Raw genomic sequence first — 16,106 nt, 5'->3', positions numbered from 1 at the left:
GAGTGTTTTTTCTTTTGCGACAAAAATGTCTATTGTTCAAAAGTGTAAAAAAAAGGGTGTCCACAATTAGAGTGGGCACCCTTTTTTGATAGTAGCTTATTCAGCTTTCATTTTATCACGAAGTACCATTTGCAGGATTCCGCCGTGACGGTAGTAGTCGACTTCAACTTCGGAGTCGAAACGAGCAAGTACGTCGAATTCTTTAACAGATCCGTCTTTTGCTGTTGCTGTCACTTTCAGGATATCGCGCGGTTTTACACCATCTGTGATGTTAACGTTGATTTCCTCTTCCCCAGTAAGGCCAAGTGTTTCTGCACTTTCGCCTTTCATGAATTGAAGTGGAAGAACGCCCATCATGACAAGGTTTGAACGGTGAATACGTTCATAGCTTTCAGCGATGACTGTTCTGATACCTAATAGTGATGTACCTTTTGCTGCCCAGTCACGTGAAGAACCCATTCCGTAGTCTTTACCTGTAATGATTGCAAGACCTGTACCCTCTTCTTGGTACTTCATCGCTGCATCATAGATCGGCATGATTTCTTTTGTAGGCCAGAATGTTGTGTATCCACCTTCTGTACCTTTTGCGATTTGGTTACGGATACGAATGTTTGCGAATGTACCACGCATCATAACTTCATGATTTCCGCGACGTGAACCGTAAGAGTTGAAGAAACGTGGGTTTACGCCGTTGTCAAGCAAGTATTTCCCAGCCGGTGTATCTTTACCGATTGCGCCTGCAGGTGAAATATGGTCAGTTGTGATTGAATCACCGAACTTACCAATGACACGAAGTCCAGACAATGCTTGAATATCAGCCGGCTCTTTTGCAAGGCCTTCAAAGAATGGCGGGTTTTGGATATATGTCGAGTTTTCATCGAAATCGTACAAAGAATCATCTGTTGTTTCGATTGCATTCCATGCTTCGTTTTCCGTGAATACACGTGCATATTCTTTACGGAATAATTCAGGTGTAACTGTGGATTTAACAGTTTCCTTAATTTCTTCTGTTGTTGGCCAGATATCTTTGAAGAAGACATCAAATCCATCTTTGTCTTTACCGATTGGATCTTTTTCAAAGTCGATATCTACTGTCCCAGCAAGTGCATATGCGACAACAAGTGGCGGTGAAGCCAAGTAGTTCGCTTTCACAAGTGGATGGATACGTCCTTCAAAGTTACGATTCCCTGATAATACAGAAGACATTAACATATCATTGCCCATAACTGCTTTTTCAATTTCTGGAAGAAGCGGTCCTGAGTTACCGATACATGTTGTACAACCGTATCCAACAGTGTTGAATCCGATTTGACCGAGGTATGCATCAAGTCCTGATTCTTTTAAATAACCTGTAACTACCTTCGATCCAGGTGCTAGTGATGTTTTTACGTAAGGTGGAGGAGTCAATCCTTTTTCAACTGCTTTTTTCGCGACAAGGCCTGCTCCTAACATTACGTAAGGGTTTGATGTATTTGTACATGAAGTGATTGCTGCAATTGCAAGGTCACCTGTTTTGATCTCAACTGTACGTCCGTCTTCGAACTCAATCGTAGCTGTTTTTTCTAACTCTTTCGGAGCAAGACCAAAACCTTGGTTCCCTTCAGGAGCGACAACTGCTTCGTTGAACTCGCGTTGCATTTCTGTAAGTGGAATCATATCTTGTGGACGTTTTGGTCCAGCAAGGTTTGCAACAATTTTAGATAGGTCGATTTCGACAACATCCGTATAGGTCGGTTCCTCGTTATCTACTGTGAAGAACATGTCGTTCTCAATCAAATATTGTTTTACGACTTGGATATTCTCTTCTTCGCGGCCTGTCAAACGCATGTAATTAAGCGCTTCTTCATCTACCGGGAAGAAACCACAAGTTGCGCCGTACTCAGGAGCCATATTGGCAATTGTTGCACGGTCAGCAAGTGGTAATTTCACTACGCCTGGTCCGAAGAACTCGACAAATTTGCCTACAACGCCGTGTGCGCGTAGTGTTTGTGTAACTTTGAGTGCAAGGTCAGTAGCTGTTGTTCCGTTTGGAAGTTCACCAACAAGTTTCACACCGACTACTTCAGGAATCGGGAAGTATGAAGGCTGTCCAAGCATACCTGCTTCTGCTTCAATACCACCAACACCCCATCCAAGAACTCCTAGACCGTTGATCATCGTTGTATGGGAGTCTGTTCCGACAAGTGTATCCGGATACGTTTCGAATGTACCGTCTTCGTTTTCCACAGCATGAACAACATGTGCAAGGTACTCAAGGTTTACTTGGTGTACGATACCTGTTGCTGGTGGTACTGCACGGTAGTTATCGTATGCCTTTTGTGCCCAGCTTAAGAATTGATAACGTTCAGCATTACGCTCAAACTCAAGTTCCATATTCATGCGTAGTGCTTCAGGTGTCCCGTAACGGTCAACTTGTACGGAGTGGTCAATAACAAGATCCACAGGAATTTCAGGATTGATTTTATCTGGATCTCCACCCATTTCAGCCATTGCTGAACGAAGAGATGCCAAGTCAACGACAACAGGTACACCTGTGAAGTCTTGAAGGATAACACGTGAAGGTTTGAACGGAACTTCTGCATCTGCATCCGCATCTTTACCCCATTTTGCAAGGTTTTTTACATGGTCGTCTTTAATGACATACCCATCATGTTGTCTTAATACAGATTCAAGTAACACTTTAATTGAATACGGTAATTTGGAAGTGTTCGCAATGCCGGCTTCTTCGATTGCTTTTAAGTGGTAATAATTATACGTCTTACCATTTAGTTCGAATGATTTACGGCTATTGTGTAAATTGCTTTTCACCATTACTAAATTCCTCCTTCATTCTACTGAAAAGGCTATAAATGAACGTCTTTTCTCTATTTCATCATATAATACTATCGAACATAAGTAAAATACATTATATTTATAGTCTTTCATAAGTTATCGTGATGACCTTCTTCTGCATATACCCTACCTAATTCTTTTGGAAGAAATAACTGTTCCTTTACCTGTACAAAATTTGTATTAGGAAAGTAAAAGCACTCCTATTCCCCGCTAGTATACTACTGTTCTATTAAGTATAAACTTTACTGAATATATGTGCAAAGGTTTGTATTGTTTTAACAATGGATATTGATAGCTGAATTTTTTGCGTCGATATGGCATGATTAAATGGGTATAGTGAAAGGGGATGGCATACATTGAAGAAAGCTTTACTGGTTATCGATTACACAGTCGATTTTGTTGCGGTAGATGGGGCACTTACTTGTGGGGATCCGGGTATCGCTCTTGAAAATTATATTACAGCTTTAACAGAGCAGTTTTTAGACGAAGGTTGCTTTGTTGCAATGCCTGTAGATGTACATGAAATTGATGATCCTTATCATCCTGAAACAACACAATTTCCACCCCATAATATTCGAGGGACATCGGGAAGAGAACTTTACGGTTCGTTGCAGCAATTGTACGAACAGCGCAGTGAAAGTATCCATTGGATGGATAAAACACGTTTTAGCGCGTTTGCCGGAACCGACTTGGAACTTCTTCTTCGGGCGCGTAATATTGTGGAAGTTCATCTTGTCGGTGTCTGTACAGATATTTGTATCCTTCATACAGTAGTTGATGCGTACAATCGCGGATTTGACATTGTCATCCATGAACAAGGAGTTGCAAGCTTTGATATGGCAGGGCATGAATGGGCACTAAAACATTTTGAAAACACGCTAGGAGCAACTGTTATTCATTGATTTCCACTTACTGTTTTTAGTTATTTTTTTGCATCGGATGTTTGAAATAGTTGAATAAAGGTTATTTCAAATACTGTAGACGCATTTATGATTAACTAAAAAAGGAGATGGATTGCATGAGTTTAATTTGGTTTTTAATTATAGGTGGGATAATCGGTTGGGTTGCCGGTATGATTCTAGGTAAAGACGTTCCAGGTGGAATTATCGGTAATATTATTGCTGGGATTGTTGGTGCTTGGGTCGGAGGAATGCTCCTTGGAGAATGGGGACCAAAAGTTTCTGACTTCTATATTATCCCCGCACTAATCGGTGCGCTTGTTCTTGTATTCATTGTGAGCCTTATTATGAAATCAATGCGTAAAGCCACTTAAGCTTAAACGTAAAAAAGATGAAGCGCGTTATGCGCTCCATCTTTTTTATTTGATTTACTTTTTTTCAATCTGGCGCTTTTCAAATTCATCGAAAAAGAAAAGAACATCCTGTACATACTTTTCACTGTGGTTATAATTAAAGATTGCTTTTTCAATATCCCCTTCAGCCGCCCCGCTATTTGCCAGGTAATTTGCCGCGCTGAATATTGCATCTTCAATGTCATATGGATCGGCTATTCCGTCGCCATTTGCGTCTATACCATACCCGCCGTACTTTTTAATGACTTCAGGATTTGTCTTGTCTTTTTCTGGGATGTCCCCGCTCCCTAGACCGCCACACCCGGGATAGCCCCAGCCGACAAACGTACATGGCATGAACTGCATATGACCTTCCGCACCAACTGGGGATAGCAAAGGATCCATTGATGAAAACCTTGTTTCCACTCGGTGATGTGCAGCTAGAAGCGTCCAAGGAATTCCGTATCTTTCGGCTGCTTCTTTATAGACAGGAATATATTCATCCGGAATTGTTGTGTAACTATGTCGATCTTGCATATCCAACAAAGCACTGGCGGATTTCTTTATCAATTCCGGGCTTTTTATACCTGTCCAAATAATAGCCGTTAGCGTAAAGATGATGACCGCAGTAGGAATGAATAAGATTATAAGAAGAGCCTTCACTCTTATAGACAATCCTCTTTTTTTTCGTTTTTTCATCATCACACCTCGTTGCGTACTATATGTTACATGTTTATTTTCCTTGTTTTATGAGCGCTTTCATATCTTTTGCAATTTCCTCGTAAGGTACATCTGATAATCCGCTATAACTTTTAACAAATTCACCCTTTTGGTTAACGAGCGAGAATGATGTACCGTGCAATACGGTATTGTTGGCTGGGTCATCGATTACAGCTGTTTTGAACGTTTTCGCCGCAATATCTATTATTTTTTTCTGCGAATAGCCCGTTAGCATTTCCCATTTGGATTCATCAGCTACGTCATATGCCGAGAGGTATTCCTGTAATACTTCCGGGGTATCTGCCTCAGGTTCTATGCTGAACGAAACTATTTTATAATCTTCAATACCTTCCTTAACGAGTAAGTCTTGAAGTTTAGCCATATTAGCCATCATTGGTGGACATGCAGCCGTACAATTCGTAAAGATAAACTGAGAAATCCACACTGTGCCTTTCAAATCATCCAGTGATACTTGTTTGTTTTGCTGGTTTGTAAATTCAAACGGCTCGACCTTATACTTATGATCCGCCTTGAACCCACCTGGTGTACACGCACTCAGTAAGAGTACGATAAGTAAAGTATAGGGTAATAAAATCTTTTTAACCATTAATAATCCCTCACTATCTGTTTGTAGCTTCATCATAACGAAAGTAAATGCCTGAAACAAGTGAAGCGATACTATGTTTCATGGCAGAATTAGAACGAATATGTGAAGTTCAGTTCATCTTTAATGATACAAGTGCTGCATGTATAGCGACAAGATTCGTTTCGAGTAGGTTCACGAAAATTGATGTTTAGGGTCTTACTGCATTTTTTCATTCGATAGTCACCATTCAATCACCTACTTTCACTCCCTAAACAGGGTAAATGACAGGACGAGATACATTGTTCGTGTATTTTTTCATGGATGCTCTTATAATGGTGAATAGAATGGAAGAGGTGAAGACAGTTGCAACAAGATTTGTTTATGTGGTTCATCATATTTTGGTGCTTCGTACTCGTCATATTGTTTGGAATCGGCGGTTTTTTCATGTTCCGCAAATTTCTAAAAGTATTTCCGAAAGACGATGGCAAATCTACACTTGATTGGCAGGAGCATTACGTAGAAAAATCCCTTCATCTATGGAACGACGAGGCAAAGGCGCTACTAGGTGAACTTGTCACCCCGGTTCCCGAACTGTTCCGCGATGTAGCCAAACAAAAAATCGGCTCCAAGATTGGACAGATTGCACTAGAGGAAAAAGCGAAGAAAATTGATACTGATCTTATTATCCGAGGATATATACAGGCAACGCCGAAGCGAGATCACAAATTTCTACGCAAGAAATTAGCAATCATGGAAATTGACGTAACACCTTACGAGCATTTATTTTAACGTAGAAAAGCGAAAGCGGCCCGCCTTGCTGGATATATATGTTGAACTAACGATTCCATATGATCTCCAGCGAAGGCGCCTTACCGGGGTAGCCGTAGCAATAAGACTGACAGTGGTTTTCTGCCCGCGCTTATTGCGGGAGGCATCCCCAAGCGCCAAGCGTTGTTGAGAGGATTCTTTATGTCAACATAGTTAGTAAGAAAAAGGTATTCGCATAAGTTAACTGCGGATACCTTTTTCTTTGTTTATTTTTTTATATTTCATAAGCATACCGATTCGCCAAGGGACAATCATACCGAATGCAAGAATCCAGAACATCCCGCCCAACTCTCCGACATTAATGGAACTACTGAGAATAAGTTTCGCAACAAGACGAGCGATAAGTAAGCCAAGAAGGATAAACAGAAAAGCCTTGGACTGTTTAACATAAATCTGTTCATCTTTCATTTCGAAATTCGTTGTCTTAATCAAAATAAGTGAAAAAAGCATTCCGACAATAACCGCTTCGAGCACCTGGTTGAATGGCACCCTGAATTCCTGAAATACGAACATCAGTGCACCCGTCGACATGAACAGCGGCGGCAGAATAATTCTTTTTGGGGAAATTGGTCTTTTTGCAGCCTTCGCTCTCACGATGAACGCCATCGTCCCCATAAATAAGAAGATTAGTGAAGAACCAACAATTAAATAAACCGGAGGAACTTTTGTAAAAAGTGCGCTAACCACTTCCCGCAACTCAAACATTTTCGTTCCCCCACTCTACCAATTCATCCATTCTACGTTTTAATTCCCCCATTTGAACAAAGCGTGCAAACCGGGCATATTCTTTTCCGTTATTGAATAATAGGACGACAGGAGCCGAAAACAAAGATAGCTGACCTGCAATCTCAGGCGTTTCTGTAACATTCATTTTATAGAAAGGGAATGGATAATCCTTCCCCAGCGCTTCCACTTGCGGTAGCAATCCGTCGCAGACTGAACAGTTCTCCGATTTTACGAACAACAGAAACTGTTTTTCTTGTTCAACTAGTTCATTCCACTCTGCGAAAGAGACGATAGATTTCATCGGTTTTCCTCCATTTCAAATTAGAATCCTTGGAAGTCCCCGAAGATCGGGCTAAGAAGGCTTGTTATATAGGTCATGCCATCGAAGAATAACAAGATTCCGACCGCGATCATAAGATAGCCGCCCACTTTCATAATGATTCCATTATATTTCCGGATCCATTCAAGTCGTGTGATGAAAAATGACAAGATGAAAAACGGAATTGCAAAACCAAGGACATACATCATCATATAAAGCATCCCTGACCCCGAATTTGCTGCGGCCAGCGTAATTATCGCACCAATGATGGGACCAGAACAAGGCGTCCACCCTGCTGCAAAGGCCACCCCGATAAGTACAGAGCCAAAGTAGCCGGCCGGTCTATTCTTAAATTGCAGTTTTTTCTCTTGCATAAGAAATTTTGGTGTGAACAATCCGACAATCATTAGTCCGAATAGAACAATGAAAATGGCTCCCACTTGCCTTAGAATTTCTTGATTTTCCCTAAAAAACGTTCCTACAAATGAAGTGCCGAAACCTATTACGATAAAAATAATCGAAAATCCGATTAAAAAGAACAACGTATGAAGTATTCCACTTCGGCTCATCCGTTTTGAGTCCGATTTCAAATCATCTAACGACATACCGGTAATATACGAAATGAATGCTGGATATAACGGCAATGTACATGGTGATATAAAACTCAGAAAACCTGCGCCAAAAGCGATGAATAAGTTTAAATCAGTCCCCATGTCTTCCCTCCTTACCTATTTCTGTTTCAATCCTATCAAAAGTTACGCAAGAATACGCCTATAACGTCTGTGAACAGTTTATGACATTTCATGTATGCACAAAAAAACTTGCACCTCCTTTTCAGGTTTTGTGCAAGTTTTTATTGTCAGATTGCATCATCCAAAATGCCATTTTGAAGTAGATACATCTTGTGATATAGCCCTTGTTGTGCGATTAGCTCTTGATGTGTCCCCCGTTCGACAATCTCACCTTTATGCAAAACCAGAATCAGTTCTGCATCCTGAATGGTACTCAGTCTGTGTGCGATCGCGATTGTTGTACGGCCTCTTCGCATTTTTTCAAGACTTGCTTGAATCGCTACTTCTGTCTCCGTATCGATATTCGCTGTCGCTTCATCGAGAACCAGGATTTTAGGGTTCGTCGCAATTGTTCTAGCGAACGCAACAAGTTGACGTTGGCCACTTGAGAAAGTGGAGCCGCGTTCCGTCACTTTTTGTGAGTACTTATCATGTAATTTTTCGATGAACTCATTCGCTTGGACAAATTCAGCAGCAGCCCGTACTTCTGCAGAAGACATGCTTTTATCATGCAAACGGATGTTGCTCTCAATATCACCGTAAAAGAGGAACGGGTCTTGCAGCACAAGTCCTGTTTTCTTCCGTAGTTCTTCTTTTGGATAGTTCTTCAGCGAAACACCGTCAATGACGATTTCTCCTTGCTCATATTCGTAAAAACGCATAAGCAAGTTGATGATGGAACTCTTCCCACTACCCGTATGACCGACAAGCGCAACTGTTTCACCTGCGTTTGCAGTGAATGATATGTTTTTCAACACGTCCGTTTTTCCGTCGTACGAGAATGTCACATCGCGAAATTCAATTTTTCCATTGCGGATTTCCGCGTTTTTATTTTCTATCTGTTCCGGCTCCATATCCGAATCATCCATCAGTTTGAATACCCTGGATGCCGCGACAAGCGCCTGTTGAAAAATGGAAAGTCGTTGCATCACTTGCTGAATTGGTTGGAATAAGCGGGCTATCAATGTCGAGAATGCATACAACACGCCCACTTCAACCGAGCTTTCAAGTGACATAAATCCAAAGTAGCCAAGAACAGCTACAATTGCAAATGCATACATCAAGTCAATCGCCGGTCCTAGTAACATACCGTCAAACTTAATATTTCGCATACCTGCTTTGTAATGCCCTTCATTAATAGATTCAAATTCCGCTTCAAAACGGTCTTCTTGCCTAAACGCCTGAACCATCCCCATCCCCGATAAAGATTCAGCGATTTTCGCATTGAGCTGACTTAATCGTTCACGAATATCTTGGTAAAAGTCAGCGCTATATCTTCTGTAAATGACAATAATCAGTAGGAACAAAGGCAATAGCAACAAAGAAAGTAGCGACAGCTTTACGTCAAGTGAAAATAAGGCGATATAGACACCAATCAGTACGAATATCGCTTGTAAAAACGTAACAATAACGCTGACAAACATTTCTTTAATCGCCTCTGTGTCATTCGTCACTCGCGAAACGATACTGCCTCCGGCTGTTTTATCAAAATAACGCATGCCAAGTCCTTGTACCTTTGTAAAAACATCGACACGCATTTGTTGAATAATTTTCAGTGCGATTTCCTGGAAACGAAGTAGTTGGAAATAAGACACCCCTACTATAAATACTTGAATACCTATGTAGACGAGCGCTATCGTTAACACTTCTCTTTCCGGGAAGTTCATTGGCGTTAAATAATCATCGATGAATGTTTGAATAATAAGCGGTCCGACAATGCCACCTGTAATCGTTAGTATCAGTAATAGAAGTGCTATTGCAATGCTTTTTTTATGAGGGATTGCATAACGCAATAGTCTCTTGAGGACAATCCATTGATCTTTACCCGTCAGTTTCGGCATTTTTTCTCCTCGCATTAATCCTCACCTCCTTTTTCAACAAGCACTTCAAGTTGTTGTAAATCGTACATTTCTTTATATTTACCATCCAACGCTACTAATTCTTCATGCGTACCTTCTTCAACGATTGTTCCTTCATGTAACACAATGATTTTGTGTGCATGTTGGATGGCACTTAAGCGATGCGATGTAATGATTGTCGTCTCGCCAGTCCGTGTCTGTTTCAGTGATTGCAAAATGGCTTCTTCCGTTTTCGCATCGACTGCCGATAAAGAATCATCCAAAATTAACAGCTCAGGGTTCATAATCAATGCACGGGCAATTGAAATCCGTTGTTTTTGCCCCCCAGAAAGTGATACGCCACGTTCTCCCACAATTGTTCCATAACCCTCTGTAAATCCGACGATATCCTCATGAATATGTGCAAGCCTTGCCGCCTCATATATTTTTTCAGTCGCAACTTTAGGATTCGTAAAAGCGATGTTTTCTGCAAGGGTCGTGGAGAATAGAAAATGATCTTGTGGAACATAGCCGATGGATTCTCTCAATCGTTGCTGTTTGTATTGATTGATGGGGTGTTCTCCATATAGAATCCTGCCTTTGTATCCTTCGAACTCCCTTAGTAATAATTTCAGAATTACTGTCTTTCCTGACCCTGTCTTCCCGACAATCCCAATCGTTTCCCCGCGTTTCAATGTGAAATGCACATCACGTAATGCGACACGGTCATCCCCTGGGAATTTAAATTCGTCGATATCGACATGTAAATCGCCTGCTGGTCTTGTATCAATCGCATTTGGTGAATCCGTAATTTCCGGTGCTACCGATAGTAGCTCCGTAATTCGTCCATAAGATGCATTTCCTCGCTCGACAATATTGAACAGGAATCCGAATGCAAGCATTGGCCATACAAGAAGGCCAAGATATGTACTGAATGCCACCATATCCCCGATAGACATATCACCTGCGATGATAAACTTTGTTCCGAAATAGAACGAAAGAATATAAGATATTGCGAAAATCCCAGAAATAGTCGGATCGAATAATGCATCTACCTTCGCAACACGCATGTTTTTATCGACAACATCCGTCGATAAATCTGTGAAGTCAGTGATATCTTCTTTTTGTTGACCGAACGTCTTGATGACTTTAATGCCCGATATGCTTTCTTGCGTCTTATCATTCAAGTTGGAAAAGGCTTCTTGAGCAAATCGGAATCGCTTATGTAGCAACTTTCCATAATAGCCCGTCAAAATGATCATGAAAGGAATCGGGATTAATGCAATTAACGTTAATTTCCAACTGATGGTGATTGCCATCGTTGCGATGACAAAACTCCCTGTCAAAACGGAATCGACTAATGTCAAAACACCCATCCCCGCTGTTTGTTGAACAGCATTAATGTCATTCGTTGCATGAGCCATTAAATCGCCAACACGCCTTTTTTGATAAAAAGAGGGTGACATTCTTGTAAAATGATTAAACAATTTTTCTCGCATTGTTCGTGATAATAAAACAGCCGAACCGAAAATCATAATCCGCCAGTAAAAACGCGCGATATACATAATAATACCTGCGAGTCCCAAGATGATAAGCCACTTCGTTAATGCAGTAGCTGTCAATGAACCTACCGTAATATTATCTACAATTAGCCCAATAATTTTTGGAGGTAATAATTGCAGCAGCGAAACAATGACAAGCATTGAAATACCGAAAATATATTGTTTCTTCCGTTGTTTGAAAAACCAACCAAGTTGTACTAGAACCTTCACACTACTCCCCCTCGCTTCGCTGTAAAATTGGACCCTTGAATAGTTTAGCAAATGTCTGAACAATTTAAAAGCTACGTTTTTCAAATAATTAGAGTTTCGAAATACTTTTGATCATTTAAGGAGATATCGCATAGGTTTACGTCATAGAGTTAAGGTGAAGTACTTACTTTTATTTGGATGGAGGTTTTGTAATGCGCAGAAAAGCAACTTTACTTTTAATCGCCATTATGGGAATAGTTCTAGGGACGGCTTGCTCATATGATAGTGAAAAGGCGTTAAAAAACGGTGACGTTGTTAATATGAATGGTCCAGTTTATAACTTTGTAATGTTCGAAATCTTTCTAAACAGTATTGAAACGAAAAACGCGGATACCGTCCGAATCACGAATTATTCTGTTGAAGGGGATCCGATATTTTACGATTTGAATTATGATGGTTCGTCGATAGACCTGGAAGTCGATCAGTCAAAAGATAAGTATAAAGGAGACGGTCCGGCTAAGGTTCAAATGAGCTGTACACATATGGCTACTGATGATGGACAACAAGTCGTCACGTACACGCTGGAAGGTTGTGATCACCAATCAGCGGATGAAGGCTTTATCGTATTAAGTGTGTTGAAAGAAGAGGAGCATGACCATTAACTTAATTCAGCAGAAGTCCCCCACTTCCATAAATGAGGCCACTGAAGAGTTCCGAATCTCTTCACATCCCGTTGATTTTCGTTCCGAGCGGACGCTTTCCGCGGGCACGGCTTCAGCCAATCGAACAGCAAAGGGTTCGATTTGCCTTAATTTCTGCGTTATTTGCAGAAATTAAGGCATTCTTGCCCCGGGGTCTTCAGCTCGTGCTGTTCCCGCAGGAGTCGCCGCTCTCCACTACAATCAACTAGTTATCACTATAAAAAAGAACTTTTTCAGTGGCCTTCCATAAATGGCGGGATGAATGCTGGATATGCATCCAATCCAGTGGGGGTTAAAACCCCGGCTGAATAAGGGATCTCAGACTAAGAACGCCGCGTCCTGCGGCAGATGTCACACACACTACTCAAAACCAATCGTTTGGATGCCGACGATTGTATGCACATTGATTTTACGCACAGTCACACCGTCTGTTAGATAGATAAGATGTAATCGCAAATCTCTTTTTTGAAGGATGCCTATCGAGTCAGTAAATTCACCACTCGCCCAGGTTTTGATAATTAATTCACATTTCGATTGGTAGGCAATGTCCAACTGTTGCTGAAATTCTTGAAAAGTCCATTCATCTATAGTCGGTTTTTCCTCATATGCGTCTTCAGCTACCCAATCGCGTAACTTCACCAAGTGTTCGGTCAGCATCATTGCTGTCCATTTAATATTTCCACGGTCACGGTTCATATGAATCTCCTTTTTTTATTTTTTTAAATTAAGGTTTGCGAATATTCACACACGATGCAAATTTCATGTTATCATTGTACAACGTTGATTCGAAACCAGGGGGAATGGATATGACGACAAAGCTAGTAGATACCGAATTGGAAACGCTGCACGTTGAAGATGTTTTAAAAGCTTATCAACTTTTGAAAGATGTGGTTACTCATACACCTTTACAAAAAAACGAGCGTCTTTCTGAAAAATATGATTGCCAAGTGTATGTAAAGAGAGAAGATTTACAATATGTCCGTTCCTTTAAATTACGTGGTGCGTATTATAAAATAAAAAAAGTGGAAGCACTAGCGCTTGAAAAAGGAATTATTTGCGCCAGTGCAGGTAATCATGCACAAGGGGTTGCCTATGCTTGTGCTCAACTCGGAATTGACGGTAAAATCTTTATGCCTCAAACGACGCCGAAACAGAAAGTGGATCAAGTACGGATGTTTGGCAGAAATCATGTCGAAATCGTTTTGACAGGTGACACGTTCGACGATTCATCTGCCTGTGCGATGGAAGTTGCATTACAGGAAGATCGAATCTTCATTCATCCATTTGACGACCATGATATCATCGCCGGTCAAGCAACGGTCGCTGTCGAAATCATGAACGATATCGAAGAACCGATTGATTTTGTCTTTTCTAGCATTGGCGGCGGCGGTCTTATGTCGGGTCTTTGCACATACATTAAAAATGTTTCACCCCACACCCGCATGATTGGCGTTGAACCTTCAGGGGCCGGTAGTATGAAAGCCGCATTCGACAATAAAGGAATCACCGCTTTACATACAATCGATAAATTTGTTGACGGTGCAGCCGTGCAATGCGTAGGACAACGGACATATGCGATTTGCCAAAAGTATCTGGAGGACATCGTGGCAGTTCCGGAAGGCAAAGTATGCTCGACAATTTTGGAACTGTACAATCAGCATGCGATTATTGCAGAACCAGCGGGTGCTTTATCAATTGCCGCACTCGATTTCTACAAAGAGAAGATTAAAGGAAAAACCGTTGTCTGCATCATCAGCGGGGGGAATAACGATATTGGCAGAATGCAAGAAATCAAGGAAAAGTCATTAATTTATGAAGGTTTGCTTTATTATTTCATCGTTAATTTCCCTCAACGGTCAGGCGCACTTCGGCAATTTTTGGATAATGTTCTTGGGCCAGATGATGACATTACAACGTTTGAGTATACGAAAAAGAACAACAAAGAAAGTGGACCGGGACTTGTTGGTCTTGAACTGAAGAACAAAGACGACTATGATGGCCTTATCGAACGAATGAATTTGCTTGGTTTCGACTATAAAGAAATCAACAAAGATCACACATTGTTTGATTTGCTTATCTAAGAGAAATTAGGCATTTCCGTAAGGTGGCTTCTTCAATTTCAGAAACCAAAAAAGTAAACCGTTCACGCTTCATGTGTGGACGGTTTACTTTTTTCGATTTCCGCCCTATACCGCGTTATTTGTAATGCCCACCAATCAGTTTCGCCCGTTCAACAGCAGTTCCTGCACTTGTGTAGGAAACTGCGCGGAGAATGGCATTTGATCCATATTTGTCACGAAGTGAGTCGACCGTCATACCGAGTTGCCGGTTGCGCCAGTTATGCTCATCAAACAGACTAAGCTGCATGGAATGTTCTTCCTCTAAATTCGTGATGCTCATTGATAAGCGGCGTACGGGACGGCCGTCATGGAATTCATCAAAAAGTGTCGTGCAGAGCTGATAGATTTTCATCGTATCATTCGTTGCCTCACTCATTGAACGGGAGCGACTAAATCCGCCGCCCAGCGCCTGTTTGGAATAGCCTACGGACAAGTGGACGGTCCGCCCTGCCCTTCCCGCCTCCCTGGCACGCCTGGCAACGTCTTCACACATTTCGAGAATAACAGTGAGGACATCTTCCCGTACGGTATAATCGCGGAATAGAATCTGTCCTTTACCGTAGCTCACTTGGCCTTCGATAAGCGGCGCTCCCATGTCAGACAGGTCGATGCCATGCGCGTGGTAATAGAGTTGATTGCCCATGATGCCGAATTTCTTTTCCAGCGTCTCCAGTGGTGTGTGCGCAAGATTGCCAACTGAAAATATACCCATGTTATTGAGTGTCCGCTCAGTGCGGCTACCGATGCCCCACATACGGCTGAGTGGTGCGATCGGCCATAATTTCGTGGGCACGTCCTCATACGCCCAACGCGCGATGCCCGTCTTTTTCGCTTCGATATCAAGAGCAAGTTTTGATAGTAGCATATTCGGTCCCATGCCACATGCGGACCGTAGCTGAAACTGACTGACAAGCTCATCCTGTATACGTCTAACCGTTTCTACAGGAGGACCCCATAGGCGTTCAGTCCCGCTGAGATCGACGAAACTTTCATCGATACTGTACACATGAATGGCTTCTTTCGGAACGAAGCGGTTCAAAAGCCGAGTGATTTCCATTGAAACATCGATGTAAAATTGCATTTTTGGTTCGAGTAGATGAATTGCCGGGTCATCAGGAATTTCAAATAGCCGCATGCCGGTCTTTACACCGAATTCTTTCTTTAAACGCGGAGACGCTGAAAGAACGATGCCGCCTTTTCGTTTTTTATCGCCAATGATGGCAATCGGCGTATCCATGACATCAAGCCCTTCAAGTGCCGCCGCACAACTCGCGTAAAAGCTACGCATGTCGATACAGACCATATTCCGATCCGGTGCATGTTCATACATATGCGATTCCTCCAGTACAGAACATTTGTTCCTAACTCTAGTATAACCCAATTTGATAGCATCATTCAACATGGAAGTTTTCCCATGGTTGGAGGGTCTTACATAAGCTTGCAAGCAACCAGTTATTTTCATCGCAAAAAAAGCCGACACTAGCGTCGGCTTTTGCATTGAAAATCCTATCTATTCATCCGACAATTGCAATGCAACGTCGCCCACTTCTGTCGTACGATTCGGGACCACTCACTGTGAATAGGAAAACCAGCCAAGTTTGTG

15 protein-coding genes are annotated in these 16,106 nt (G+C 41.8%); 5 read left to right on the top strand and 10 right to left on the bottom strand.

Annotation, left to right across the window (positions count from 1 at the left end; translation table 11 throughout):
- Positions 1 to 96: 96 nt before the first annotated feature.
- Positions 97 to 2,811, bottom strand: coding sequence for an aconitate hydratase AcnA (acnA, locus tag FILTAD_RS09515; protein WP_124070473.1), 2,715 nt, complete (start codon positions 2,809 to 2,811; stop codon positions 97 to 99).
- Between the two features lie 377 nt (positions 2,812 to 3,188).
- Here acnA and FILTAD_RS09510 point away from each other — a divergent pair, with 377 nt between their 5' ends.
- Together FILTAD_RS09510 and FILTAD_RS09505 are read left to right on the top strand one after the other, a co-directional pair.
- Positions 3,189 to 3,734, top strand: coding sequence for a cysteine hydrolase family protein (locus tag FILTAD_RS09510; protein ID WP_124070471.1), 546 nt, complete (start codon positions 3,189 to 3,191; stop codon positions 3,732 to 3,734).
- Positions 3,735 to 3,850: 116 nt separating this feature from the next.
- Positions 3,851 to 4,105 carry a GlsB/YeaQ/YmgE family stress response membrane protein gene (locus FILTAD_RS09505; protein WP_124070470.1) on the top strand — a complete coding sequence of 85 codons (255 nt, stop codon included), beginning with the start codon at positions 3,851 to 3,853 and terminating at the stop codon, positions 4,103 to 4,105.
- Between the two features lie 54 nt (positions 4,106 to 4,159).
- Here FILTAD_RS09505 and FILTAD_RS09500 read toward each other — a convergent pair whose 3' ends face one another.
- Both FILTAD_RS09500 and FILTAD_RS09495 read right to left on the bottom strand, forming a co-directional pair.
- Entirely contained in the window at positions 4,160 to 4,822 is a 663-nt protein-coding gene (locus tag FILTAD_RS09500) for a lytic transglycosylase domain-containing protein (RefSeq protein WP_203229690.1), read from the bottom strand.
- 34 nt (positions 4,823 to 4,856) lie between these two features.
- Positions 4,857 to 5,450, bottom strand: a complete 594-nt coding sequence (locus tag FILTAD_RS09495) for an SCO family protein (RefSeq protein ID WP_124071157.1) — start codon at positions 5,448 to 5,450, stop codon at positions 4,857 to 4,859.
- A gap of 360 nt (positions 5,451 to 5,810) precedes the next feature.
- Between FILTAD_RS09495 and FILTAD_RS09490 the strand changes: the two genes are divergently transcribed.
- Entirely contained in the window at positions 5,811 to 6,218 is a 408-nt protein-coding gene (locus FILTAD_RS09490; RefSeq protein ID WP_124071156.1) for a DUF2621 family protein, read from the top strand.
- A 219-nt stretch (positions 6,219 to 6,437) separates the two neighbouring features.
- On the opposite strand, the gene FILTAD_RS09485 is transcribed toward FILTAD_RS09490, so the two are convergent.
- From FILTAD_RS09485 to FILTAD_RS09465, 5 genes are all read right to left on the bottom strand, one after another.
- Positions 6,438 to 6,962 carry a CcdC family protein gene (locus FILTAD_RS09485; protein WP_124070466.1) on the bottom strand — a complete coding sequence of 175 codons (525 nt, stop codon included), beginning with the start codon at positions 6,960 to 6,962 and terminating at the stop codon, positions 6,438 to 6,440.
- Positions 6,955 to 7,284 carry a thioredoxin family protein gene (locus tag FILTAD_RS09480; protein ID WP_124070465.1) on the bottom strand — a complete coding sequence of 110 codons (330 nt, stop codon included), beginning with the start codon at positions 7,282 to 7,284 and terminating at the stop codon, positions 6,955 to 6,957. The genes FILTAD_RS09485 and FILTAD_RS09480 overlap by 8 nt, the downstream gene beginning before the upstream one ends.
- A gap of 20 nt (positions 7,285 to 7,304) precedes the next feature.
- Positions 7,305 to 8,015 (bottom strand): cytochrome c biogenesis CcdA family protein, encoded by a 711-nt coding sequence (locus tag FILTAD_RS09475; protein ID WP_124070463.1) that lies wholly within the window; start codon positions 8,013 to 8,015, stop codon positions 7,305 to 7,307.
- Positions 8,016 to 8,161: 146 nt separating this feature from the next.
- Positions 8,162 to 9,949: an ABC transporter ATP-binding protein gene (locus tag FILTAD_RS09470; RefSeq protein WP_124070461.1), complete on the bottom strand. Its 1,788-nt coding sequence runs from the start codon at positions 9,947 to 9,949 to the stop codon at positions 8,162 to 8,164.
- Entirely contained in the window at positions 9,949 to 11,703 is a 1,755-nt protein-coding gene (locus tag FILTAD_RS09465; protein WP_124070459.1) for an ABC transporter ATP-binding protein, read from the bottom strand. The genes FILTAD_RS09470 and FILTAD_RS09465 overlap by 1 nt, the downstream gene beginning before the upstream one ends.
- Positions 11,704 to 11,894: 191 nt before the next feature.
- On the opposite strand from FILTAD_RS09465, the gene FILTAD_RS09460 reads away from it, so the two are divergent.
- Positions 11,895 to 12,344 (top strand): DUF4362 domain-containing protein, encoded by a 450-nt coding sequence (locus FILTAD_RS09460; protein ID WP_124070457.1) that lies wholly within the window; start codon positions 11,895 to 11,897, stop codon positions 12,342 to 12,344.
- Between the two features lie 399 nt (positions 12,345 to 12,743).
- Here the strand turns inward: FILTAD_RS09460 and FILTAD_RS09455 are convergent, their stop codons facing one another.
- On the bottom strand, positions 12,744 to 13,079 hold the full coding sequence (locus FILTAD_RS09455) for a YolD-like family protein (protein WP_124070454.1): 336 nt from the start codon (positions 13,077 to 13,079) through the stop codon (positions 12,744 to 12,746).
- 110 nt (positions 13,080 to 13,189) lie between these two features.
- Between FILTAD_RS09455 and ilvA the strand changes: the two genes are divergently transcribed.
- Complete coding sequence (gene ilvA / locus FILTAD_RS09450; RefSeq protein WP_124070452.1) at positions 13,190 to 14,464, top strand: threonine ammonia-lyase IlvA; 1,275 nt, start codon at positions 13,190 to 13,192, stop codon at positions 14,462 to 14,464.
- A 115-nt stretch (positions 14,465 to 14,579) separates the two neighbouring features.
- Here ilvA and FILTAD_RS09445 read toward each other — a convergent pair whose 3' ends face one another.
- Positions 14,580 to 15,833, bottom strand: a complete 1,254-nt coding sequence (locus tag FILTAD_RS09445; protein ID WP_124070450.1) for a Y-family DNA polymerase — start codon at positions 15,831 to 15,833, stop codon at positions 14,580 to 14,582.
- Positions 15,834 to 16,106: the final 273 nt, after the last annotated feature.

Origin of the sequence: Filibacter tadaridae, assembly GCF_900609045.1 — a bacterium.
Classification (GTDB): Bacteria; Bacillota; Bacilli; order Bacillales_A; family Planococcaceae; genus Sporosarcina; species Sporosarcina tadaridae.
Note: the sequence above shows the minus strand (reverse complement) of the source record. Positions and strands in the feature narration are given on the sequence as shown.

Coding starts and splice junctions, on each gene's coding strand:
- FILTAD_RS09500 (WP_203229690.1), bottom strand. CDS start 4,822: ATGAAAAAACGAAAAAAAAGAGGATTGTCTATAAGAGTGAAGGCTCTT.
- FILTAD_RS09460 (WP_124070457.1), top strand. CDS start 11,895: ATGCGCAGAAAAGCAACTTTACTTTTAATCGCCATTATGGGAATAGTT.
- FILTAD_RS09475 (WP_124070463.1), bottom strand. CDS start 8,015: ATGGGGACTGATTTAAACTTATTCATCGCTTTTGGCGCAGGTTTTCTG.
- FILTAD_RS09455 (WP_124070454.1), bottom strand. CDS start 13,079: ATGAACCGTGACCGTGGAAATATTAAATGGACAGCAATGATGCTGACC.
- FILTAD_RS09505 (WP_124070470.1), top strand. CDS start 3,851: ATGAGTTTAATTTGGTTTTTAATTATAGGTGGGATAATCGGTTGGGTT.
- FILTAD_RS09485 (WP_124070466.1), bottom strand. CDS start 6,962: ATGTTTGAGTTGCGGGAAGTGGTTAGCGCACTTTTTACAAAAGTTCCT.
- FILTAD_RS09480 (WP_124070465.1), bottom strand. CDS start 7,284: ATGAAATCTATCGTCTCTTTCGCAGAGTGGAATGAACTAGTTGAACAA.
- FILTAD_RS09495 (WP_124071157.1), bottom strand. CDS start 5,450: ATGGTTAAAAAGATTTTATTACCCTATACTTTACTTATCGTACTCTTA.
- FILTAD_RS09490 (WP_124071156.1), top strand. CDS start 5,811: ATGTGGTTCATCATATTTTGGTGCTTCGTACTCGTCATATTGTTTGGA.
- acnA (WP_124070473.1), bottom strand. CDS start 2,811: ATGGTGAAAAGCAATTTACACAATAGCCGTAAATCATTCGAACTAAAT.
- ilvA (WP_124070452.1), top strand. CDS start 13,190: ATGACGACAAAGCTAGTAGATACCGAATTGGAAACGCTGCACGTTGAA.
- FILTAD_RS09445 (WP_124070450.1), bottom strand. CDS start 15,833: ATGTATGAACATGCACCGGATCGGAATATGGTCTGTATCGACATGCGT.
- FILTAD_RS09470 (WP_124070461.1), bottom strand. CDS start 9,949: ATGCGAGGAGAAAAAATGCCGAAACTGACGGGTAAAGATCAATGGATT.